The organism is Microcella sp., assembly GCF_051860105.1.
Taxonomy (GTDB): Bacteria; Actinomycetota; Actinomycetes; order Actinomycetales; family Microbacteriaceae; genus Microcella.
The window spans coordinates 37,363-51,743 of sequence record NZ_JBHYEO010000008.1; the positions used below are offsets into that span (position 1 = coordinate 37,363).

Consider the following 14,381-nt stretch of genomic DNA (forward strand, 5'->3'; position numbering starts at 1 on the left):
CCGTGTCCCCCGTTCGGGGGTAGTCTGCACCGCATGGACTGGGGGAACAGTTTTCTGCAATGGCTGGCATCCGACGAGGGGTGGCGGGTGCTTTCGGGCGCCATCATCCCCGCGACGGCGATCGTGATCGCGGGGGCGATCGCGGCGCTCATCGGGCGCGGCTCGACGAAACGGCTCATCACGCTGCATCAGCGGGAGGCCCTGACCGCGGCGATCGGCGGGTTCCTGCTCGCCGGCCGGCGAGCCGCCGCGTGGAACTCGCTGGGCGATATCGAGCGCGCGCAGCTCGACCATCTCATCGCCGAAGCAGAGACACGCATCCGGCTGCTGCCGATCGCGGGGGCCGGCCTGGCCGCCACCTGGTCCGCGCACGAGCTCGCCGCGATGAAGCGCGACTCGGCCGGCTTCCAGTTTCAAGCGCAGCAGACGCTCGGCGAGTACCGTGACCGGCTCGTGGCGTGGAGCGAGAAGCCCCGCTCGGCCAAGAAGCTGTTCGGCGCCGATCTCGAGCGCTGGCAGTTCGAGGTCGACGAGACGCCGACCGAGCCCGCCGCTGGCACCGACGCCCCCGGCCAGACCTGGGTCGCGACGAACGAGTCGCTCGAGCGCTCGCCCCTGACGCCCGAACCGCCCACCGCGGTGGCGACGGCCACCGGCAGCATGCCGCTCATCATCACGACGCCCATGCCTGCCAGCGTGGTGCGCGAGCGCGTGCTGCCGTCGTCAGGCGCGTAGCGCGCCCTCGGCGGTCAGTGCGTCGCCTCGTAGGCGCGCCGCGACCACATCGACACGTGGTGGTGCATCTCGGGGATGAGCGGCTCGTGCTCGGGCTTCATGAGCACGCTGCGCATGATGCGCGCCCGCTCGGCGTCCTGCTCGAGCTCGATGCCCCGCGCCCGCAGCTGCCCGGGCGTGACGACGTAGGTCGCGAGGTGCGTCTGCTGCGGTCGCGCGGTGTCGGCGGCCATCTCGAAGATCGCGTGGCTCACGCGATCGAGCTCGGCCATCGTGCGCACGCGGGGCAGGTACGTGATGATGTCGAGCTCGGGGCGCTGGTAGGGCTGCAGGATGTCTGACGCGGCGATGAGCCCGTGCCAGGTCTGCGCGGCGCGGTAGCCGGGCAGCACGATCGCGCCGAGCCCCTGCATCGTGAGCGGGAACACCTTGAGCGTGGCCCACAGCGCGGCGGCGCTCGCACCGGCGCGTGAGCATTCGAGCTGGATCTCGCCGAAGTGCCGCTCGGTGCTCGCGAAGTAGGTGTACGGCGACTCGTGGTGGTAGAACCGCAGGATCGACTGGTCGTTGAACAGCACGGCGCCGCAGCCGTAGGGCTGCAGGCCGTGCTTGTGCGGGTCGACGACGACCGAATCGGCCTGCGCGATCGCGCGGAAGTGACGCGCCGTCTCGGGCTCGAGCTCGTCGGCGATGATCGCGAAGAACCCGCCGTAAGCGGTGTCGACGTGCACGCGGGCGCCGTGAGCGCGCGCGAGCGGGATGATGTCGGCGAGCGGGTCGACAGCGCCCAGGCCCGTCGTGCCGAGGGTTGCCACGACGACGCCGATCCGGCCGGTGCGCAGCTCGCGCTCGAGCGCGTCGAGGCTCATGCGCCCGTCGGCCTCGGTCGCGATGCCCACCGTGTCGATGCCGAGCACCTCGCCCATGCGCGAGTGCGTGTAGTGGGCATCCGCTGAATGCGCGATCGCCTTGCCGGGCGCGATCTCGCGGCTCACCCAGAGCGCCTCGAGGTTGGCGGTCGTGCCGCTCCAGGTGAGGTGGCCCATGTAGTCATCGGGGTACCCGAACATGGCGGCGAGCTGGTCGAGCACCTCATGCTCCATGGCCGTGGTGGCACGGCTCGCGTCGATCGAATGGTTGTTGGGGTTGAGCTGCATCGTCGCGAGGTAGGCGGCGACCGCGACAGGATGCGGCGGCTTGAGCATCTGCCCCGCGTACTGCGGGTGGAAGTAGGGAAAGTTGTCGTCGAGGCGCGCGACGAGCTCGCCGAGCACGGCCTGCACGTGGTCGGGGTCGACGTGCTGGCTGGGATGGACATCCCACTCGCCGTACGTGTCTTTCAGGGTCTGGATGCCCTGGATCGGCTGCGGGAGCAGCTCGGCCAGGGTGACGGCACGCTTGTGGCCCACGCCGCACTCCTTCGTGTCGGGGATGTGCGTGCGAGTCTACTGCGCGATCGTTCGGGGGCGTACGACCCGTCGGTGTGATCGCGCTTCGTTGCCCGTAGTCACTCGGGATGCTGCTCGGTGCGGTTGCGCGGATCCGTCGACGGGGCTTTCCCGTCCTTCCGCGTGGCATACGAGAACAGCGCGAGGCCCGCGACGATCGCGCCGGCACCGATGCCGTACGACATGACGTCGGCGGCCCTGTTCGCGTCGACGAGCACGCCGACGAAGATGACGGCGATTATCGCGACGACGACGCCGACGAGCTTCGACTTCAGGTCGTCGAGGTTGGTGACCCGCAGCCAGGCGGGCACCGGCAGATCGGCGTCGACGAAGAGCTCGTAGAGGCCGTAGCCGATGACGAGCAGCACCGTGCCGAGCAGGATCGCATCGATCGCCGTGAGCACGTCGACCGTCGTGGTCTTGAGGTCGGCCCCGAACCAGACGGTGTCGATGATCACCACGACCGTGGCGACCGACCCCTGCAGCATGAGCAGGATCCCGCCGAGGATGGCGGCCACGGCCGGGAGCGCCACGACGAAGCGGGTGGCACCGAGAATGCGTCGCATGCGCCGATGCTACGTCCTGCTGGCTCCGAACCAGTCGAGCAGTGCGGCGACGAACTGCTCGGGCGTCTCCTCCTGCGGCAGATGGCCCGCACGCGGGATCACGACGAGCTCGGCCGCGGGCAGCAGCGTGGCCAGCCGCTCGGTGTCGGCCGTCGGCACGACGGTGTCGGCGTCACCCGTGATGAGCAGCGTCGACACGGTCAGGCCGTCGAGGCCGTCGGCGAGGCCGTTGTCGCGCGGTGCCGCCGTGAATCGCCACAGCCCCGCCTCCCAGCCGATCACCGTCAGCGGTGCGCGGTAGCCGGCGCGCACCGCATCGGTCACGGCCGCCGGGTCGACGAAGCTCTGCTCGAGCAGCTGCTCGCCCGAGGAGGCGATGCCCTGCACGAGCAGCGGCCCGAGGCGGTCGAACTGCGGCACGGCGAGCGCGGGAGCGAACCAGGCGGGCACCCCTCCCGTGGTCAGCACGGCCGGCGCGACGAGCACGAGAGCCTCGACGCGGTCGGGGTTCAGCCGGGCGAACTCCCCCGCGATGAGGCCGCCCGCCGAGTGGCCGACAAGGATCACATCGCGGGCATCCGCGAAGCGCTCGAGAACCGCGTCGAGGAGTGCGAGGTTGCCGGGCACGCCGTACGGGTTCTCGCCCTCCCAGTCGGTCGGACGTTCGGTGAAGCCGAACGCGGGCCGGTCGTAGGCGACGACGTCGCCGAGCGCGGCCAAGGGCTCGATGACCTCCCGCCACGAGAAGGTGCTCGCGCCGAAGCCGTGCAGCAGCACGATCACCGGTGCATCGGCGCTCTCGCCCGTGTACGCGGCCGTCTCGACGTGCACGCTCAGCCCGCCGACCTCGACGAACTGCGCTCCCGGGCCCGCGGCCTCCCGCTCCGTCAGGGTGCCCGTGGTCTCGACCGGCACCAGGAACGGCACGATCAGGAACGCGAGGATGCCGCTCGCCAGCGCGATGAGCATGACCCGCCGGAAGCGTCGCATGCCCTCACCCTACGCACGCTGCGCCGCAGGAGCGGCGATCCGAGCAACCCGGCATGAGACCGCGAAGCGCGACGACCGCGCTGGTCGCGCGGAAGCGGACGCTGCGCCGCAGGAGCGACCGACGAGCAACCCGGCATGAGACCGCGAAGCGCGACGACCGCGGCTCGTCGCGCGGAAGCGGACGCTGCGCCGCAGGAGCGGCGGCGCAGCCATGAACACTGCGCCCCCGGCAGGAATCGAACCTGCGGCCAAGAGATTAGAAGGCTCCTGCTCTATCCGCTGAGCTACGGGGGCTCTCTGTCAGGGTAGCGGAGGGCGTCAGTCGAGCGCCTGCGCGAGCGCGGTCAACAGGCGAGGCAGGGTGGGAACTCCGGAGGCCCGCAGCACCTCGCCACCGTCGCGGTCGTAGATGATCGTGGTCGGCGTGCTGGTGATGCCGAGCTCGGCGGCGCGGGTCTGGTGCGCCGCGACATCCCGCTCGTCGACGTCGAGGTCGGGCACGAGCCGCTGCGCTTCGGCGACCACCTCGCGCGCCCGATGGCACGGGTCGCAGAAGGCGGAGGTGAAGAGTTCGAGGCGCACGCTTCCAGGGTACGCCGGGCTCCGGCCCGCGGATGCCGGTCGGGCCGAGCCGGTAGACTGCCCCGGTGAGTTCAACGACCGATCGCCTCGTCTGGATCGACTGCGAGATGACGGGGCTCGATCTGGCGGTCGACGACCTCATCGAGGTGGCGGTGGTCATCACCGACTACGAGCTCGAGCCCGTGCATCCCGGCTTCAGTGTCGTGATCGCGCCGACGGAGGCGGGCCTGGCGAACATGGGCGATTTCGTGCGCGAGATGCACGCCGCGAGCGGACTGCTGGATGAGCTCGATTCCGGGATCGCGCTCGAGGCGGCCGAGCAGCAGGTGCTCGCCTACATCACCGAGCACGTGCCGACGGCGGGGCAGGCGCCGCTCGCCGGCAACACGATCGGAACCGACCGCGCCTTCATCGCCCGTTCGATGCCGAGCGTCGACGCGCACTTGCACTACCGCTCGGTCGATGTCTCGAGCATCAAAGAGCTCGTGCGCCGCTGGTTCCCGCGCGTGTACTTCAACGCCCCCGCGAAGAACGGCGGCCACCGGGCGCTCGCCGACATTCTCGAGTCGATCCGCGAGCTCGAGTACTACCGGCGGGCGGGCTTCGTGGCCGACCCGGGGCCGACGTCGGAGGAGGCGCAGGCGCACGCCGACGAGGTCGTGCAGAAGTGGGCGCCCCGCCTGTAATAGACTGTCGTGTCGGCCATCGCGAGGTGGCCAGCATGGTGGGTATAGCTCAGCTGGCAGAGCGCCTGGTTGTGGTCCAGGAGGTCGCGGGTTCAAGCCCCGTTACTCACCCCAAGTTCTGCCCCTCGGTTCGGGCCGCTCCGGCCTGTTCTGCCGGGCTTGTCAGCGTCGGCGGGCAGACTGGTCGCATGGCCGCGAGCATCCCCTCGACACCGCAGACCGGCGGGCAGTTGCTCGAGCGCGAGCTGCACGCCGCCGAGGTGCCGTGGCAGGTCGTGGTGTGGAACGACCCCGTCAATCTCATGAGCTACGTCTCGTGGGTCTTCCGGCGGCATTTCGGGGTGGATGCTCCGACCGCCGAGCAGCTGATGATGCAGGTGCACACCGAGGGCCGGGCGACGCTCGCCCACGGCAACCGCGAGCACATGGAGCGCCACGCCGAGGCGATGCACGAGTACGGCCTGTGGGCCACGGTCGAGCGGGCGCCGGGCTCGTGAGGATCACCGTGCCGACCGATGACCCGGCGCTGGTCGGCCTCGTGCTCGTCGAGCCGGAGGAGGCACGCATCCTCGTCTCGCTCGCCGACCAGTTGCAGGCGCTGCTCGCCGACGCACTCGAATCGCCCGTCGACGATGACTCGGCCGTGCGCCGCGTGCTGCCCGACGCCTACCGCCACGAGCCCGAGCTCGCCGACGAGTGGCGCCGGCTCAGCCGCCGCGGCCTCGTCGACCGCAAGATCGGCTTCGCCCGCACCCTCTCGACGGCCCTCGCCCCCATCGCGCATGAGGGTGCGGCTCGCACCGTTCCCCTGACGATGGAGGCCGCCCTCGACTGGGTGCGCGGCATCGGCGACCTGCGCCTCGTCATCGCCGACCGCATGGGCATCATCGTCGACGGCGACGAGGGCACGTTCGGCGAGCCCGGGCTGCGCGACGTCTACGACTGGCTCGCCTGGATGCAAGACGGCCTCGTGCAGGTGCTCGAGGCGCGCGAACCGGAGGCGGAGCCCGCCGGCGGAGGCGCACCGTGACCGACGACAGCGCATCCCCCGCCCTCGATCTCGACGCCGAGGCCTTCGAGGCGATCGTGATCGACGAGCTCGACCGGCTACCCGATGAGATGGTCGACGGGCTCGACAACCTCGTCTTCGTCGTGGAAGACCGCCCGGAGGACGGCTCGCTCGAGCTGCTCGGCCTGTATGAGGGCACCGCGATCACCGACCGGGGTCAGTACGGCTTCGGCGAGCTTCCCGACCGCATCATCCTCTACCGCGAGCCCCTGCTCGCCATCGCCGAAGGCGATCTCGAGACGCTGCGCGACGAGATTCATGTGACTCTCGTGCACGAGATCGCCCACTTCTACGGAATCGACGACGACGAGCTGCACCGACTGGGGTGGGCGTGAGCGCCGGGCGGCGCGTGCGCGGCATCGTGAGCGGGATGCTCGCGCTCGCGGTGGTCGTCGGTGTCGTGTACGGCGCCGCCGCGCTGCTGAGCCCCGTGCCGCCGTGGCACGTCGAGCAGACGCTCAGCGCCGCCGATGTCGACGCGGCGTGGGGCGACGAGCTGGCCCTGGGCGCCACGGGGTCGACCGCCGTGAACGCCTCGAGCGGATCGGTCGTCACCGCCGGCAGCGCTGAGCCTCGGCCGATCGCGGGCGCCGCCAAGCTCGTGCTGGTCAGTGTGGTGCTCGCCGCCGAGCCGCTGCAGGTCGGCGGGCCGGGGCCGGCCATCACGATCGATCAGGCCGCCGTCGCCCGGTTCCGCGAGCTCGATGCCGCCGGGGCGCGCACGGTCGACGTGGAGTTCGGGCAGACCTGGACGCGCCGCGACCTCATCGCGGCCACCCTCATCGGCTCGGGCAACAACACGGCCGAGCTGCTGATCGACACGGTGTTCGGCGACCTCGACGGGTACCTCGCGGCCGCGCGGGCCTGGCTCGACGAGCAGGGGCTGACGAGCACGAGGGTCGTCGACGGCACGGGGCTCGACGCGGCCTCGCGCTCGACGGCGGTCGACCTCGCCCGACTCGGTCGGCTCGCGCTCGAGAATCCGGTGCTCGCCGAGCTGCTCACGACCCGCCCGGCCGTGACCTCCGCGGGTGCCCGCGTGAGCGACGAGGCGGCGTTCGTCACCGAGCTCGGCACGATCGGGCTCGTGCGCTCGTACACCGACGCGGCGGGCGTGTGCGTGCTGCTGGCGGTGCCGGTGGGCGACGAGACCATCGTCGTCGCGATGCTCGGGCAGCCCGGCTACCCGGCGGCCGAGGCCGCCGCGGAGTCGATCATCGCCGCGCTGAGCACGGCCGTACGCCCCGTCGAGATCGTCGCCGCCGGGCAGGTCGTCGCGATCGCCCGAACCCCCTGGGGCCAGTCGACCGAGCTCGTGGCGACCGAGAGCGTGTCGGTGACCTCGACCGCGCTCGACGGTCTCGGCGTGCGCCTCGAGGCGGCGGCGCGATCGACGATCGTGCGAGGCGCCGACGCGGGCAGCATCGTCGTCACGGCGAACGGCGTCGACCAGATCGTGCGCCTCGAGTCGACGTCGGCCATCACCGAACCGGGCATCGCCTGGCGGTTCGCCGACCCGCTCACGGTCATCGAGCGCTGGACGCGCTGAGCCCGTCGACGACCTCGTCGGCGACGCCCCGGGGGTCGTGCAGGGCGGCGTGCTGCTCCTCCTGCCGCGCCCATCGTTGCCAGTTGCGGGCGAACACCTCGCCGTCGCGCGCGATCGCGCGACGGCGCCGTTCGGCATCATCGGCGAGGTCGACCCAGACGGCGTGGTGCGCGAGCGCACGGGCGGCGGGGCTGATGGCCCCGCATCCCTCGATGATCAGGTCGCGATGCGGGTCGAGCGCGTGCCAGGAGCCCGGCTCGTCGTCGACCCAGTTCCACGACCGCCAGCGGGGAGGGCGGCCCTCGGCGAGCGCGCGCAGCACGTGCTCGAGCACGTGGGCCTCGCCCGCCTCGAGTCCGTCCCAGCCCGGATACACGTCGTCGAGGCTCAGCAGCTGAGCACCCGTGCGCGCCGCGAGCGCCGTCGCATAAGTCGTCTTGCCCGAGCCGGAACGGCCGTCGATGAGTGTGATGCGGGGGCGCCCCGGCGGGCTGCCGACCCCGCGCTCAGGGGAGGACACTCGTGAACTCCCCGGTGAGCACCGCGGCGGCGACCGCGACGATCGAGATGGCGATGCCGATGATGACGACGACGGTGTCGGATGCTCGCCACGGCGACGGCCGCACCCACGTGCGCGGGCCGGGGGCGCCGACGCCGCGCACCTCCATGCCGATCGCGAGCGCCGACCCGCGGCGGATCGACAGCACGAGCAGGGCGAACACCAGGCCGAGGGCGCGCCGCACCCGGCCGCGATCGCCGATGCCGCGCGCGCGCCGCGCCCGCTCGAGGAGGCGCGCGTCGTCGCGCAGCACGGTCAGCAGGCGCAGCGCGGCGACGCCCCCGAGCACGAAGCGACTGGGCAAGCGCAGGTTCTGGCCGAGGGCATCCCCCAGCCGCGTCGCATCGGGCCGGGCGAACAGGGCGATCGCCGGAATACCGATGGCGAGGATGCGCAGCAGCGTGGCGAGGGCGAGCTCGAGCGAGCCGTCGCTGATGCGCACGAGCAGGAACTCGGCGTAGACGGTGCCCGAGGCGCGGCCGTACAGCACGACGGTCGCGGCCGCGAGCGGAGCCGCGATCAGCACGGGTGCCGTGCGGCGCAGCAGGGTGCGGAACGGGATGCCCAGCAGAGGGATGAGCAGCAGCTGCGCCCCGAGCGCGACCGCGGCGGAGACGACGTCGAGCGTCGTGACGAGCAGCAGGGCCGGCACGAGCGAGGCCGCGATGGCGGCGACGGGGTTGAGCCGCTCGCCGAGCGGCGCGCGACCCACCGCACCCGAGCCGGCGACGCTCCCCTCAGCGGGGCTCGCCTCGCTCGACGCTGTCCGCCTGCCCCGGTCTGTGGGCGCTCTGCCCGGCGTGTCGCCGACGACACGCTGATCCGGCAGCGATTCACCGGAGGGAACGGACACGGCCGGGAGTGCGACCTCGCGCGCCCCGAGCGCCGCGATGAGCTCGCGGTCGTGCGTCGCCATGACGACGGCTCCCCCGGCGTCGCGGTGCGCGGCGAGCAGCGCCGCGAGCTCGGCCCAGGTGCGGGCGTCCTGCCCGAAGCTCGGCTCGTCGAGCAGCAGCACGGCGGGCGCGGCGGCGAGCGCCGTCGCGACCGACAGCCGCCGCTGCTCTCCGCCGCTGAGCGCGAACGGGCTCACCGCGGCGAGATGTCGCAATCGCAGCCGGTCGAGCAGCGCGTCGACCCGCGCCACGTCGACGGCGCCGACGGCGAGCTCGTCGCGCACGGTCGCGGCGACGAACTGGTGCTCGGGGTTCTGGAAGACGACCCCGAACCGCCCGACGAGCTCGCTCGAGCTCCAGTGTGCGGGGTCGCCCGAATCGAGCGCCTCGATCGTTCCCCCTGCGGGCGGCAGCAGGCCCGCGAGCGTCAGCAGCAGCGTGCTCTTGCCCGCGCCGTTGGGGCCGGTGAGGGCGACGACATCGCCCGCGCGCACGCTGAGGTCGAGCCCGCCGTCGAGCCCGATCACGGCGCCCCCGGCGGGCTGCACGGCGAGGCCCGTGGCGCGCAGCAGCTCGGCGCCCGCTGCCGCGATCGAGGCGGCCGGATGCTCAGGGCCGCGCCCGGGAACCCACACGCCGCGCTCCGCAAGCCGCTCCCCCTGCGCGCGCAGCACGTCGGCGACGGGCCCGTCGGCCACGACCCGCCCGGCATCGAGCACGACGACCCGGTCGACGAGCGGCGCCCACACGTCGACGCGGTGCTCGACGACGACGAGGGTGAGCCCGCGGTCGGCGACGAGCGCGGCGACGGCGGCCGCGACCTCGCGCACGCCGTCCGGGTCGAGCTGGGCGGTGGGCTCGTCGAGCAGCAGCGCGGCGGGGCGCATGGCGAGAACCCCTGCGAGCGCGAGCCGCTGCTGCTGCCCGCCCGAGAGCCGGCGGCTGTCGGCCTCGGCGAGCGCCGCGAGGCCGACGGCCTCGAGCGCGCGCGGCACGCCGTCGAGAATCTGCGGGGCCGCATGGCCGAGGTTCTCGGGGCCGAAGGCGACGTCGGCGGCGGCGCGGGCGAGCACGAGCTGGGCATCCGGATCCTGCAGCAGTAGGGCGACGCGACCGCGCACGGCCTCGACGTCGCGACCGTCGACGGTGAGCGCACCCTGCTGGTCGCCCTCGTCGGCCCCGCCGAGCACACCCGCCCACGCCTGCAGCAGCGTCGACTTGCCGCTGCCCGAGGCGCCGAGCAGCAGCACGCGCTCGCCGGGCTGGATGGTCAGGTCCAGATCGATGAGCACGGGGGCGGCGCGCCCGGCCGGGGTCCAGCTCCAGCCGTGCGCGCCGAGTGCCGCCGCGGTCGCGGTGGTCACGCCTCCGATCATGCGTCCTCGACGGCCGCGCTCGTGACCGGAGCGGCCGGAACGGGTGCCGCTGCCTCGCGACCCGCGGCGAACCGCGCCAGGGCGCCCGTGCGGGCGAGACCGCGCACGAGCAGCCAGCTGCCGAGCCCGGCGATCACTGCGCCGGAGACGATCGCGCTCACGGCGTAGACCACCATGAACTCGGGCCGGGTGCCGGCGTAGTAGAACGTGAGGTCCATGACCACGAGACCGACCCCCGCGCCCATTCCCGCGAGGATGGCGGGCAGGAGCCCCCACGCGCGGTACAGCAGGATGGCGAAGACGATCTCGGCCCCGAGCCCCTGCACGAGGCCCCAGGCGAGGGCCGTCCAGCCCCACATGCCGCCCAGCAGCGCTGACACGGCGGCGGCGACGAGCTCGCCGTAGAGAGCCGCGCCGGGCTTGCGCACGACGAGGCCGACGAGCACCGCCGGGAAGAGCCAGACGGCGTACATGAGCGCCTGCAGGCCCGGCAGCGCCACCTCGAGCGGCGCGGTGACGGGCGAGTAGACGAGGTTCCACAGCGTCATGACGAGGCCGCCGGCGACGCCGAGCACGCTCGCGACGACGATGTCGACGACGCGCCACCGCAGGGTGGCGCGGGGGCGGGTGGAGCTGGATGGTGCGGTCGTGACCATGAGTCGTGCCTTTCGCTCTGTGCGGGAGCGAACCAGGCGCGCCCGCAGATCGGGTTGGCACGGGTGCGAGAAGTCCTCCCTGCGCCGGCATGATCCGGATCAGGTTCGACGGTCGAAGCGTGAGTGCGCTTCCTCTCAGCCCGGTTCACCGGACTCCCGTGTACAGGCGAGAGTGTACGCCAGTTCGCCTAGGATCGCGGCATGGAACTCGCCTTCTCCCCCGAGCTGCTCGTCGCTTTCGCCACGTTGCTCGTGCTCGAGATCATCCTCGGCATCGACAACGTCATCTTCATCTCGATCCTCGCGGCGAAACTGCCCCCCGAGCAGCAGAACAAGGCGCGTGTCCTGGGCCTCTCGCTCGCGATGATCATGCGCATCCTGCTGCTGTTCGCGGCGAGCTGGATCATCAGCCTCACGAACGATCTGTTCGAGCTCTTCGGCATGGGCTTCTCGGGGCGCGACCTCATCCTGATCCTCGGTGGGCTCTTCCTGGTCTACAAGGCCGTCGTCGAGATCCACGAGAAGCTCGAGGGCGCGGAAGGCCACCAGCAGGTGTCGGGCAAGAGCGTGACCTTCGCGGGCATCATCGTGCAGATCCTGCTCATCGACATCGTCTTCTCGCTCGACTCGGTCATCACCGCGGTCGGCATGGTCGACGAGCTGTGGATCATGATCGCCGCTGTCGTCATCGCGATCACGCTCATGCTGTTCACCGCGAAAGCGATCAGCGACTTCGTCAACCGCCACCCCACGGTCAAGATGCTCGCCCTCGCCTTCCTCGTGCTGATCGGCACGACGCTCATCGCCGAGGGCTTCGACGTCAAGATCGACAAGGCGCTCATCTACGGCCCCATCGCCTTCGCGATCATCGTCGAGGTGCTCAACCTCGTCTATCGCGGGCGCCAGGCGAAGCGTCGCAACGAGAGCATCGAGCCGGTCGAGCTGCGACCCTTCCTCGTGAAGGACGAAGCCCCCGACGACGTGACCCCCGTGCCCCTGGGCGGGGCCCGCCGCCGTACCGTCGACGAGCAGAACCACCCCGACGGCGCGCCATGACCCTCGGCTCCGAAACCCTCGACGCGCTCGTCGAGCGCATCATGCAGCGCGCCGAGGGTCTCGATGAGGGCTACCGGCGCGTGGGGCTGCTCGTCTCGGCCGCGCAAGCGGTGACCGAGAGCCTCGAGCTCACCACGCGGCTGCAGCGCATCGTCGGTGTCGCCCGAGAGCTCGTCGGTGCCCGCTACGGCGCGCTCGGCGTGCTCGCTCCCGACGGCGGACTCGAGCGGTTCCTGCACTCGGGCTTCACCGACGAGCAGGTGCGGCAGCTCGGGGCCCCGCCGAGCGGGCGGGGAATCCTCGGCGCCGTCATCACCGAGGGCCGCAGCATCCGCATGGAGCACCTCTCGCACGACCCGCGGTCGGTCGGATTCCCGCCCCACCACCCGCCCATGGACTCGTTCCTCGGCGTGCCCATCCACGTCGAGGGCACCGTGTTCGGCAATCTCTACCTCACCGAGCACCGCGAAGGCCCGTTCGACGACATCGACGAGGCGATCATCGCCGCGCTCGCCGCGATGGCGGGAACGGCGATCGCGAACTCGCGGCTCTACGAGCAGTCGCAGGATGACCGGCGCTGGCTCGCTGCCTCCGAGCGCCTCACCCAGCGGCTGCTGTCGGGCGAGGTCGAGCCCGACGACCTCGAGGCCATCACGACGAGCGTGCGCGAGCTGACCGGCGCACCGTACGTCGTGGTGGTCGACGCGGCCGGCGACGACGGTGCCGCGGGTGCCGCGCTCGCCCTCGCGCAACTCGCCGACCCCGGGCAGCTCGGCCCCGTTCTCGTGGTGCCGCTCGAGGGCGGAACCGGAGAACGTGCCGTGGCCGGGCTGGGTATCGCCCGCGGCCCGCACGGGCATCCGTTCACGGACGCCGACCGCGAGACCGTCGCGCGATTCGCCCGCTCGGTCGCGATCGCTCGAGAGCTCGCGCGCGCCCGCATCGACGAGCAGTGGGTCGCCCTGACCGACGAGCGCGACCGCATCGCGCGCGACCTGCACGACCACGTCATCCAGAGCCTGTTCGCGGTCGGGCTGTCGCTGCAGAGCGTGGTCGGCGACCCGTCGACCCCCACCGGCGCGCGCATCGCCACCCAGGTCGACGCGATCGACTCGACCATCCGGCAGATCCGGCAGGCGATCTACCGCCTCTCGGCGCCGCCGAGCGCGGGCACGTACAGCTTGCGCGCGCGCATCAACACCCTCGTTCGCGAGACGCTCGACGGCGAGTCGCTCGACTCGCGGCTGGAGTTCAGCGGACCGGTCGACACCCTCGTCGACCTCGGGCTGGGCGACGAGGTCTGCGCGGTCATGCGCGAGGCGATCTCGAACGTCGTGCGGCACGCGAGCGCGACCCTCGTCGAGGCGAGCGTCGCCGTGCGCGGCGCGCAAGTGGTGGTGCTCGTGCGCGATGACGGCGTGGGCATGCCCGAGACCGATCGGCGGAGCGGGCTGGCCAATCTCGCCGCCCGCGCCCGCGAGCGCGGTGGCGACTTCACGATCGAGGCTGTGCAGCCGCATGGCACGGCCGTGCGCTGGAGCGTACCCTGGGAGTCACGATGACCTCTCCTGTGCGCGTGTTCCTGCTCGACGATCACGAGATCGTGCGTCGCGGCATCGCCGACCTGCTCGAGCAGGAGGACGGCGTGACGGTCGTGGGCGAGGCCGGGGTCGCGGCGGGCGCGGCCAGCGCCATCCTCGACTCGGGCGCGACGGTCGCCGTGCTCGACGGCCGACTGCCCGACGGCAGCGGCATCGACGTCTGCCGCGACGTCAAGTCGGCGCGCCCCGACATCGGATGCCTCATCCTGACCTCGTACGACGACGACGAGGCCGTGCTCGCCGCGGTGCTCGCGGGCGCCAACGGCTACCTGCTGAAAGAGGTGCGGGCGACGGGCCTCGTCGACGCGATCCGCCGCGTGTCGGCGGGCGAGACGCTGCTCGATCCCGCGCTCGCCGAGGGTGTGCTGGCGCGCGTCACCCAGTCGGCTCCCGCTTCCCCCCTCGACGGCCTGACGCCGCGCGAGGGCGAGATCCTCGCCCTCATCGCCGAGGGCCTCTCGAACCGCGAGATCGGCGCCCGGCTCTTCCTCGCCGAGAAGACCGTCAAGAACTACGTCAGCGGCATCCTGTCGAAGCTCGGCATGCAGCGGCGCACCCAGGCGGCTGTGCTCGCCGCCGAGTGGATGCCGAAGAACCCTCCCCGCCGCTGAC

The 14,381-nt window shown here is 72.0% G+C and carries 16 protein-coding genes, 2 tRNA genes and 1 riboswitch; of the genes, 10 read left to right on the forward strand and 8 right to left on the reverse strand.

The genetic code is table 11. The annotated features are described in order from the left end of the window. The first annotated feature begins 33 nt into the window (after positions 1–33). The gene (locus ACTIE9_RS06330) at positions 34–735 is read left to right on the forward strand and encodes a hypothetical protein (protein WP_439564732.1); all 702 of its coding nucleotides are present in this window, start codon (positions 34–36) and stop codon (positions 733–735) included. Between the two features lie 14 nt (positions 736–749). On the opposite strand, the gene ACTIE9_RS06335 is transcribed toward ACTIE9_RS06330, so the two are convergent. From ACTIE9_RS06335 to ACTIE9_RS06355, 5 genes are all read right to left on the reverse strand, one after another. After that, complete coding sequence (locus ACTIE9_RS06335) at positions 750–2,144, reverse strand: pyridoxal phosphate-dependent decarboxylase family protein (RefSeq protein ID WP_439564733.1); 1,395 nt, start codon at positions 2,142–2,144, stop codon at positions 750–752. A 98-nt stretch (positions 2,145–2,242) separates the two neighbouring features. Next, complete coding sequence (locus ACTIE9_RS06340) at positions 2,243–2,749, reverse strand: YqhA family protein (RefSeq protein ID WP_439564734.1); 507 nt, start codon at positions 2,747–2,749, stop codon at positions 2,243–2,245. Between the two features lie 9 nt (positions 2,750–2,758). After that, positions 2,759–3,739 carry an alpha/beta fold hydrolase gene (locus ACTIE9_RS06345; RefSeq protein WP_439564735.1) on the reverse strand — a complete coding sequence of 327 codons (981 nt, stop codon included), beginning with the start codon at positions 3,737–3,739 and terminating at the stop codon, positions 2,759–2,761. Between the two features lie 221 nt (positions 3,740–3,960). Then, a tRNA-Arg gene (locus tag ACTIE9_RS06350) sits at positions 3,961–4,033 on the reverse strand. 24 nt (positions 4,034–4,057) lie between these two features. Continuing rightward, entirely contained in the window at positions 4,058–4,321 is a 264-nt protein-coding gene (locus tag ACTIE9_RS06355) for a thioredoxin family protein (RefSeq protein WP_439564736.1), read from the reverse strand. Between the two features lie 65 nt (positions 4,322–4,386). Here ACTIE9_RS06355 and orn point away from each other — a divergent pair, with 65 nt between their 5' ends. The 6 genes from orn (at position 4,387) to ACTIE9_RS06385 (ending at position 7,625) form a co-directional block, all read left to right on the forward strand. After that, positions 4,387–5,007, forward strand: coding sequence for an oligoribonuclease (gene orn / locus ACTIE9_RS06360; protein WP_439564737.1), 621 nt, complete (start codon positions 4,387–4,389; stop codon positions 5,005–5,007). 38 nt (positions 5,008–5,045) lie between these two features. Further along, positions 5,046–5,121: transfer RNA gene (locus ACTIE9_RS06365), tRNA-His, on the forward strand. A gap of 74 nt (positions 5,122–5,195) precedes the next feature. Next, a complete protein-coding gene (gene clpS, locus ACTIE9_RS06370; RefSeq protein WP_439564738.1) occupies positions 5,196–5,504 on the forward strand; it encodes an ATP-dependent Clp protease adapter ClpS in 309 nt (102 codons plus the stop codon). Positions 5,505–5,512: 8 nt separating this feature from the next. Further along, positions 5,513–6,037, forward strand: coding sequence for a DUF2017 family protein (locus tag ACTIE9_RS06375; protein WP_439564739.1), 525 nt, complete (start codon positions 5,513–5,515; stop codon positions 6,035–6,037). Positions 6,038–6,126: 89 nt separating this feature from the next. Next, positions 6,127–6,411: a metallopeptidase family protein gene (locus ACTIE9_RS06380; RefSeq protein WP_439564808.1), complete on the forward strand. Its 285-nt coding sequence runs from the start codon at positions 6,127–6,129 to the stop codon at positions 6,409–6,411. Continuing rightward, positions 6,408–7,625, forward strand: a complete 1,218-nt coding sequence (locus ACTIE9_RS06385) for a hypothetical protein (protein WP_439564740.1) — start codon at positions 6,408–6,410, stop codon at positions 7,623–7,625. Before ACTIE9_RS06380 ends, ACTIE9_RS06385 begins: the two co-directional genes overlap by 4 nt. Here ACTIE9_RS06385 and ACTIE9_RS06390 read toward each other — a convergent pair. The 3 genes from ACTIE9_RS06390 to ACTIE9_RS06400 are packed head-to-tail and all read right to left on the reverse strand — an operon-like array spanning position 7,603 to position 11,112. Beyond that, positions 7,603–8,145, reverse strand: a complete 543-nt coding sequence (locus ACTIE9_RS06390) for an ATP-binding protein (RefSeq protein ID WP_439564741.1) — start codon at positions 8,143–8,145, stop codon at positions 7,603–7,605. The genes ACTIE9_RS06385 and ACTIE9_RS06390 overlap by 23 nt on opposite strands. Then, the gene (locus ACTIE9_RS06395; protein ID WP_439564742.1) at positions 8,132–10,444 is read right to left on the reverse strand and encodes an ATP-binding cassette domain-containing protein; all 2,313 of its coding nucleotides are present in this window, start codon (positions 10,442–10,444) and stop codon (positions 8,132–8,134) included. Before ACTIE9_RS06395 ends, ACTIE9_RS06390 begins: the two co-directional genes overlap by 14 nt. Before the next feature lie 8 nt (positions 10,445–10,452). Continuing rightward, on the reverse strand, positions 10,453–11,112 hold the full coding sequence (locus ACTIE9_RS06400; protein WP_439564743.1) for an ECF transporter S component: 660 nt from the start codon (positions 11,110–11,112) through the stop codon (positions 10,453–10,455). Positions 11,113–11,171: 59 nt separating this feature from the next. Continuing rightward, positions 11,172–11,282: riboswitch (TPP riboswitch) on the reverse strand. A 31-nt stretch (positions 11,283–11,313) separates the two neighbouring features. On the opposite strand from ACTIE9_RS06400, the gene ACTIE9_RS06405 reads away from it, so the two are divergent. Genes ACTIE9_RS06405 through ACTIE9_RS06415 form a run of 3 tightly spaced genes read left to right on the forward strand, consistent with a single transcriptional unit; the run spans position 11,314 to position 14,380 of the window. Further along, a complete protein-coding gene (locus ACTIE9_RS06405; RefSeq protein ID WP_439564744.1) occupies positions 11,314–12,168 on the forward strand; it encodes a TerC family protein in 855 nt (284 codons plus the stop codon). Then, positions 12,165–13,730: a GAF domain-containing protein gene (locus ACTIE9_RS06410; protein ID WP_439564745.1), complete on the forward strand. Its 1,566-nt coding sequence runs from the start codon at positions 12,165–12,167 to the stop codon at positions 13,728–13,730. The genes ACTIE9_RS06405 and ACTIE9_RS06410 overlap by 4 nt, the downstream gene beginning before the upstream one ends. Beyond that, positions 13,727–14,380, forward strand: a complete 654-nt coding sequence (locus ACTIE9_RS06415) for a LuxR C-terminal-related transcriptional regulator (protein ID WP_439564746.1) — start codon at positions 13,727–13,729, stop codon at positions 14,378–14,380. The genes ACTIE9_RS06410 and ACTIE9_RS06415 overlap by 4 nt, the downstream gene beginning before the upstream one ends. Position 14,381: the final 1 nt, after the last annotated feature.

Coding starts and splice junctions, on each gene's coding strand:
- ACTIE9_RS06415 (WP_439564746.1), top strand. CDS start 13,727: ATGACCTCTCCTGTGCGCGTGTTCCTGCTCGACGATCACGAGATCGTG.
- ACTIE9_RS06340 (WP_439564734.1), bottom strand. CDS start 2,749: ATGCGACGCATTCTCGGTGCCACCCGCTTCGTCGTGGCGCTCCCGGCC.
- ACTIE9_RS06410 (WP_439564745.1), top strand. CDS start 12,165: ATGACCCTCGGCTCCGAAACCCTCGACGCGCTCGTCGAGCGCATCATG.
- ACTIE9_RS06380 (WP_439564808.1), top strand. CDS start 6,127: ATGGTCGACGGGCTCGACAACCTCGTCTTCGTCGTGGAAGACCGCCCG.
- ACTIE9_RS06400 (WP_439564743.1), bottom strand. CDS start 11,112: ATGGTCACGACCGCACCATCCAGCTCCACCCGCCCCCGCGCCACCCTG.
- ACTIE9_RS06330 (WP_439564732.1), top strand. CDS start 34: ATGGACTGGGGGAACAGTTTTCTGCAATGGCTGGCATCCGACGAGGGG.
- ACTIE9_RS06345 (WP_439564735.1), bottom strand. CDS start 3,739: ATGCGACGCTTCCGGCGGGTCATGCTCATCGCGCTGGCGAGCGGCATC.
- ACTIE9_RS06405 (WP_439564744.1), top strand. CDS start 11,314: ATGGAACTCGCCTTCTCCCCCGAGCTGCTCGTCGCTTTCGCCACGTTG.
- clpS (WP_439564738.1), top strand. CDS start 5,196: ATGGCCGCGAGCATCCCCTCGACACCGCAGACCGGCGGGCAGTTGCTC.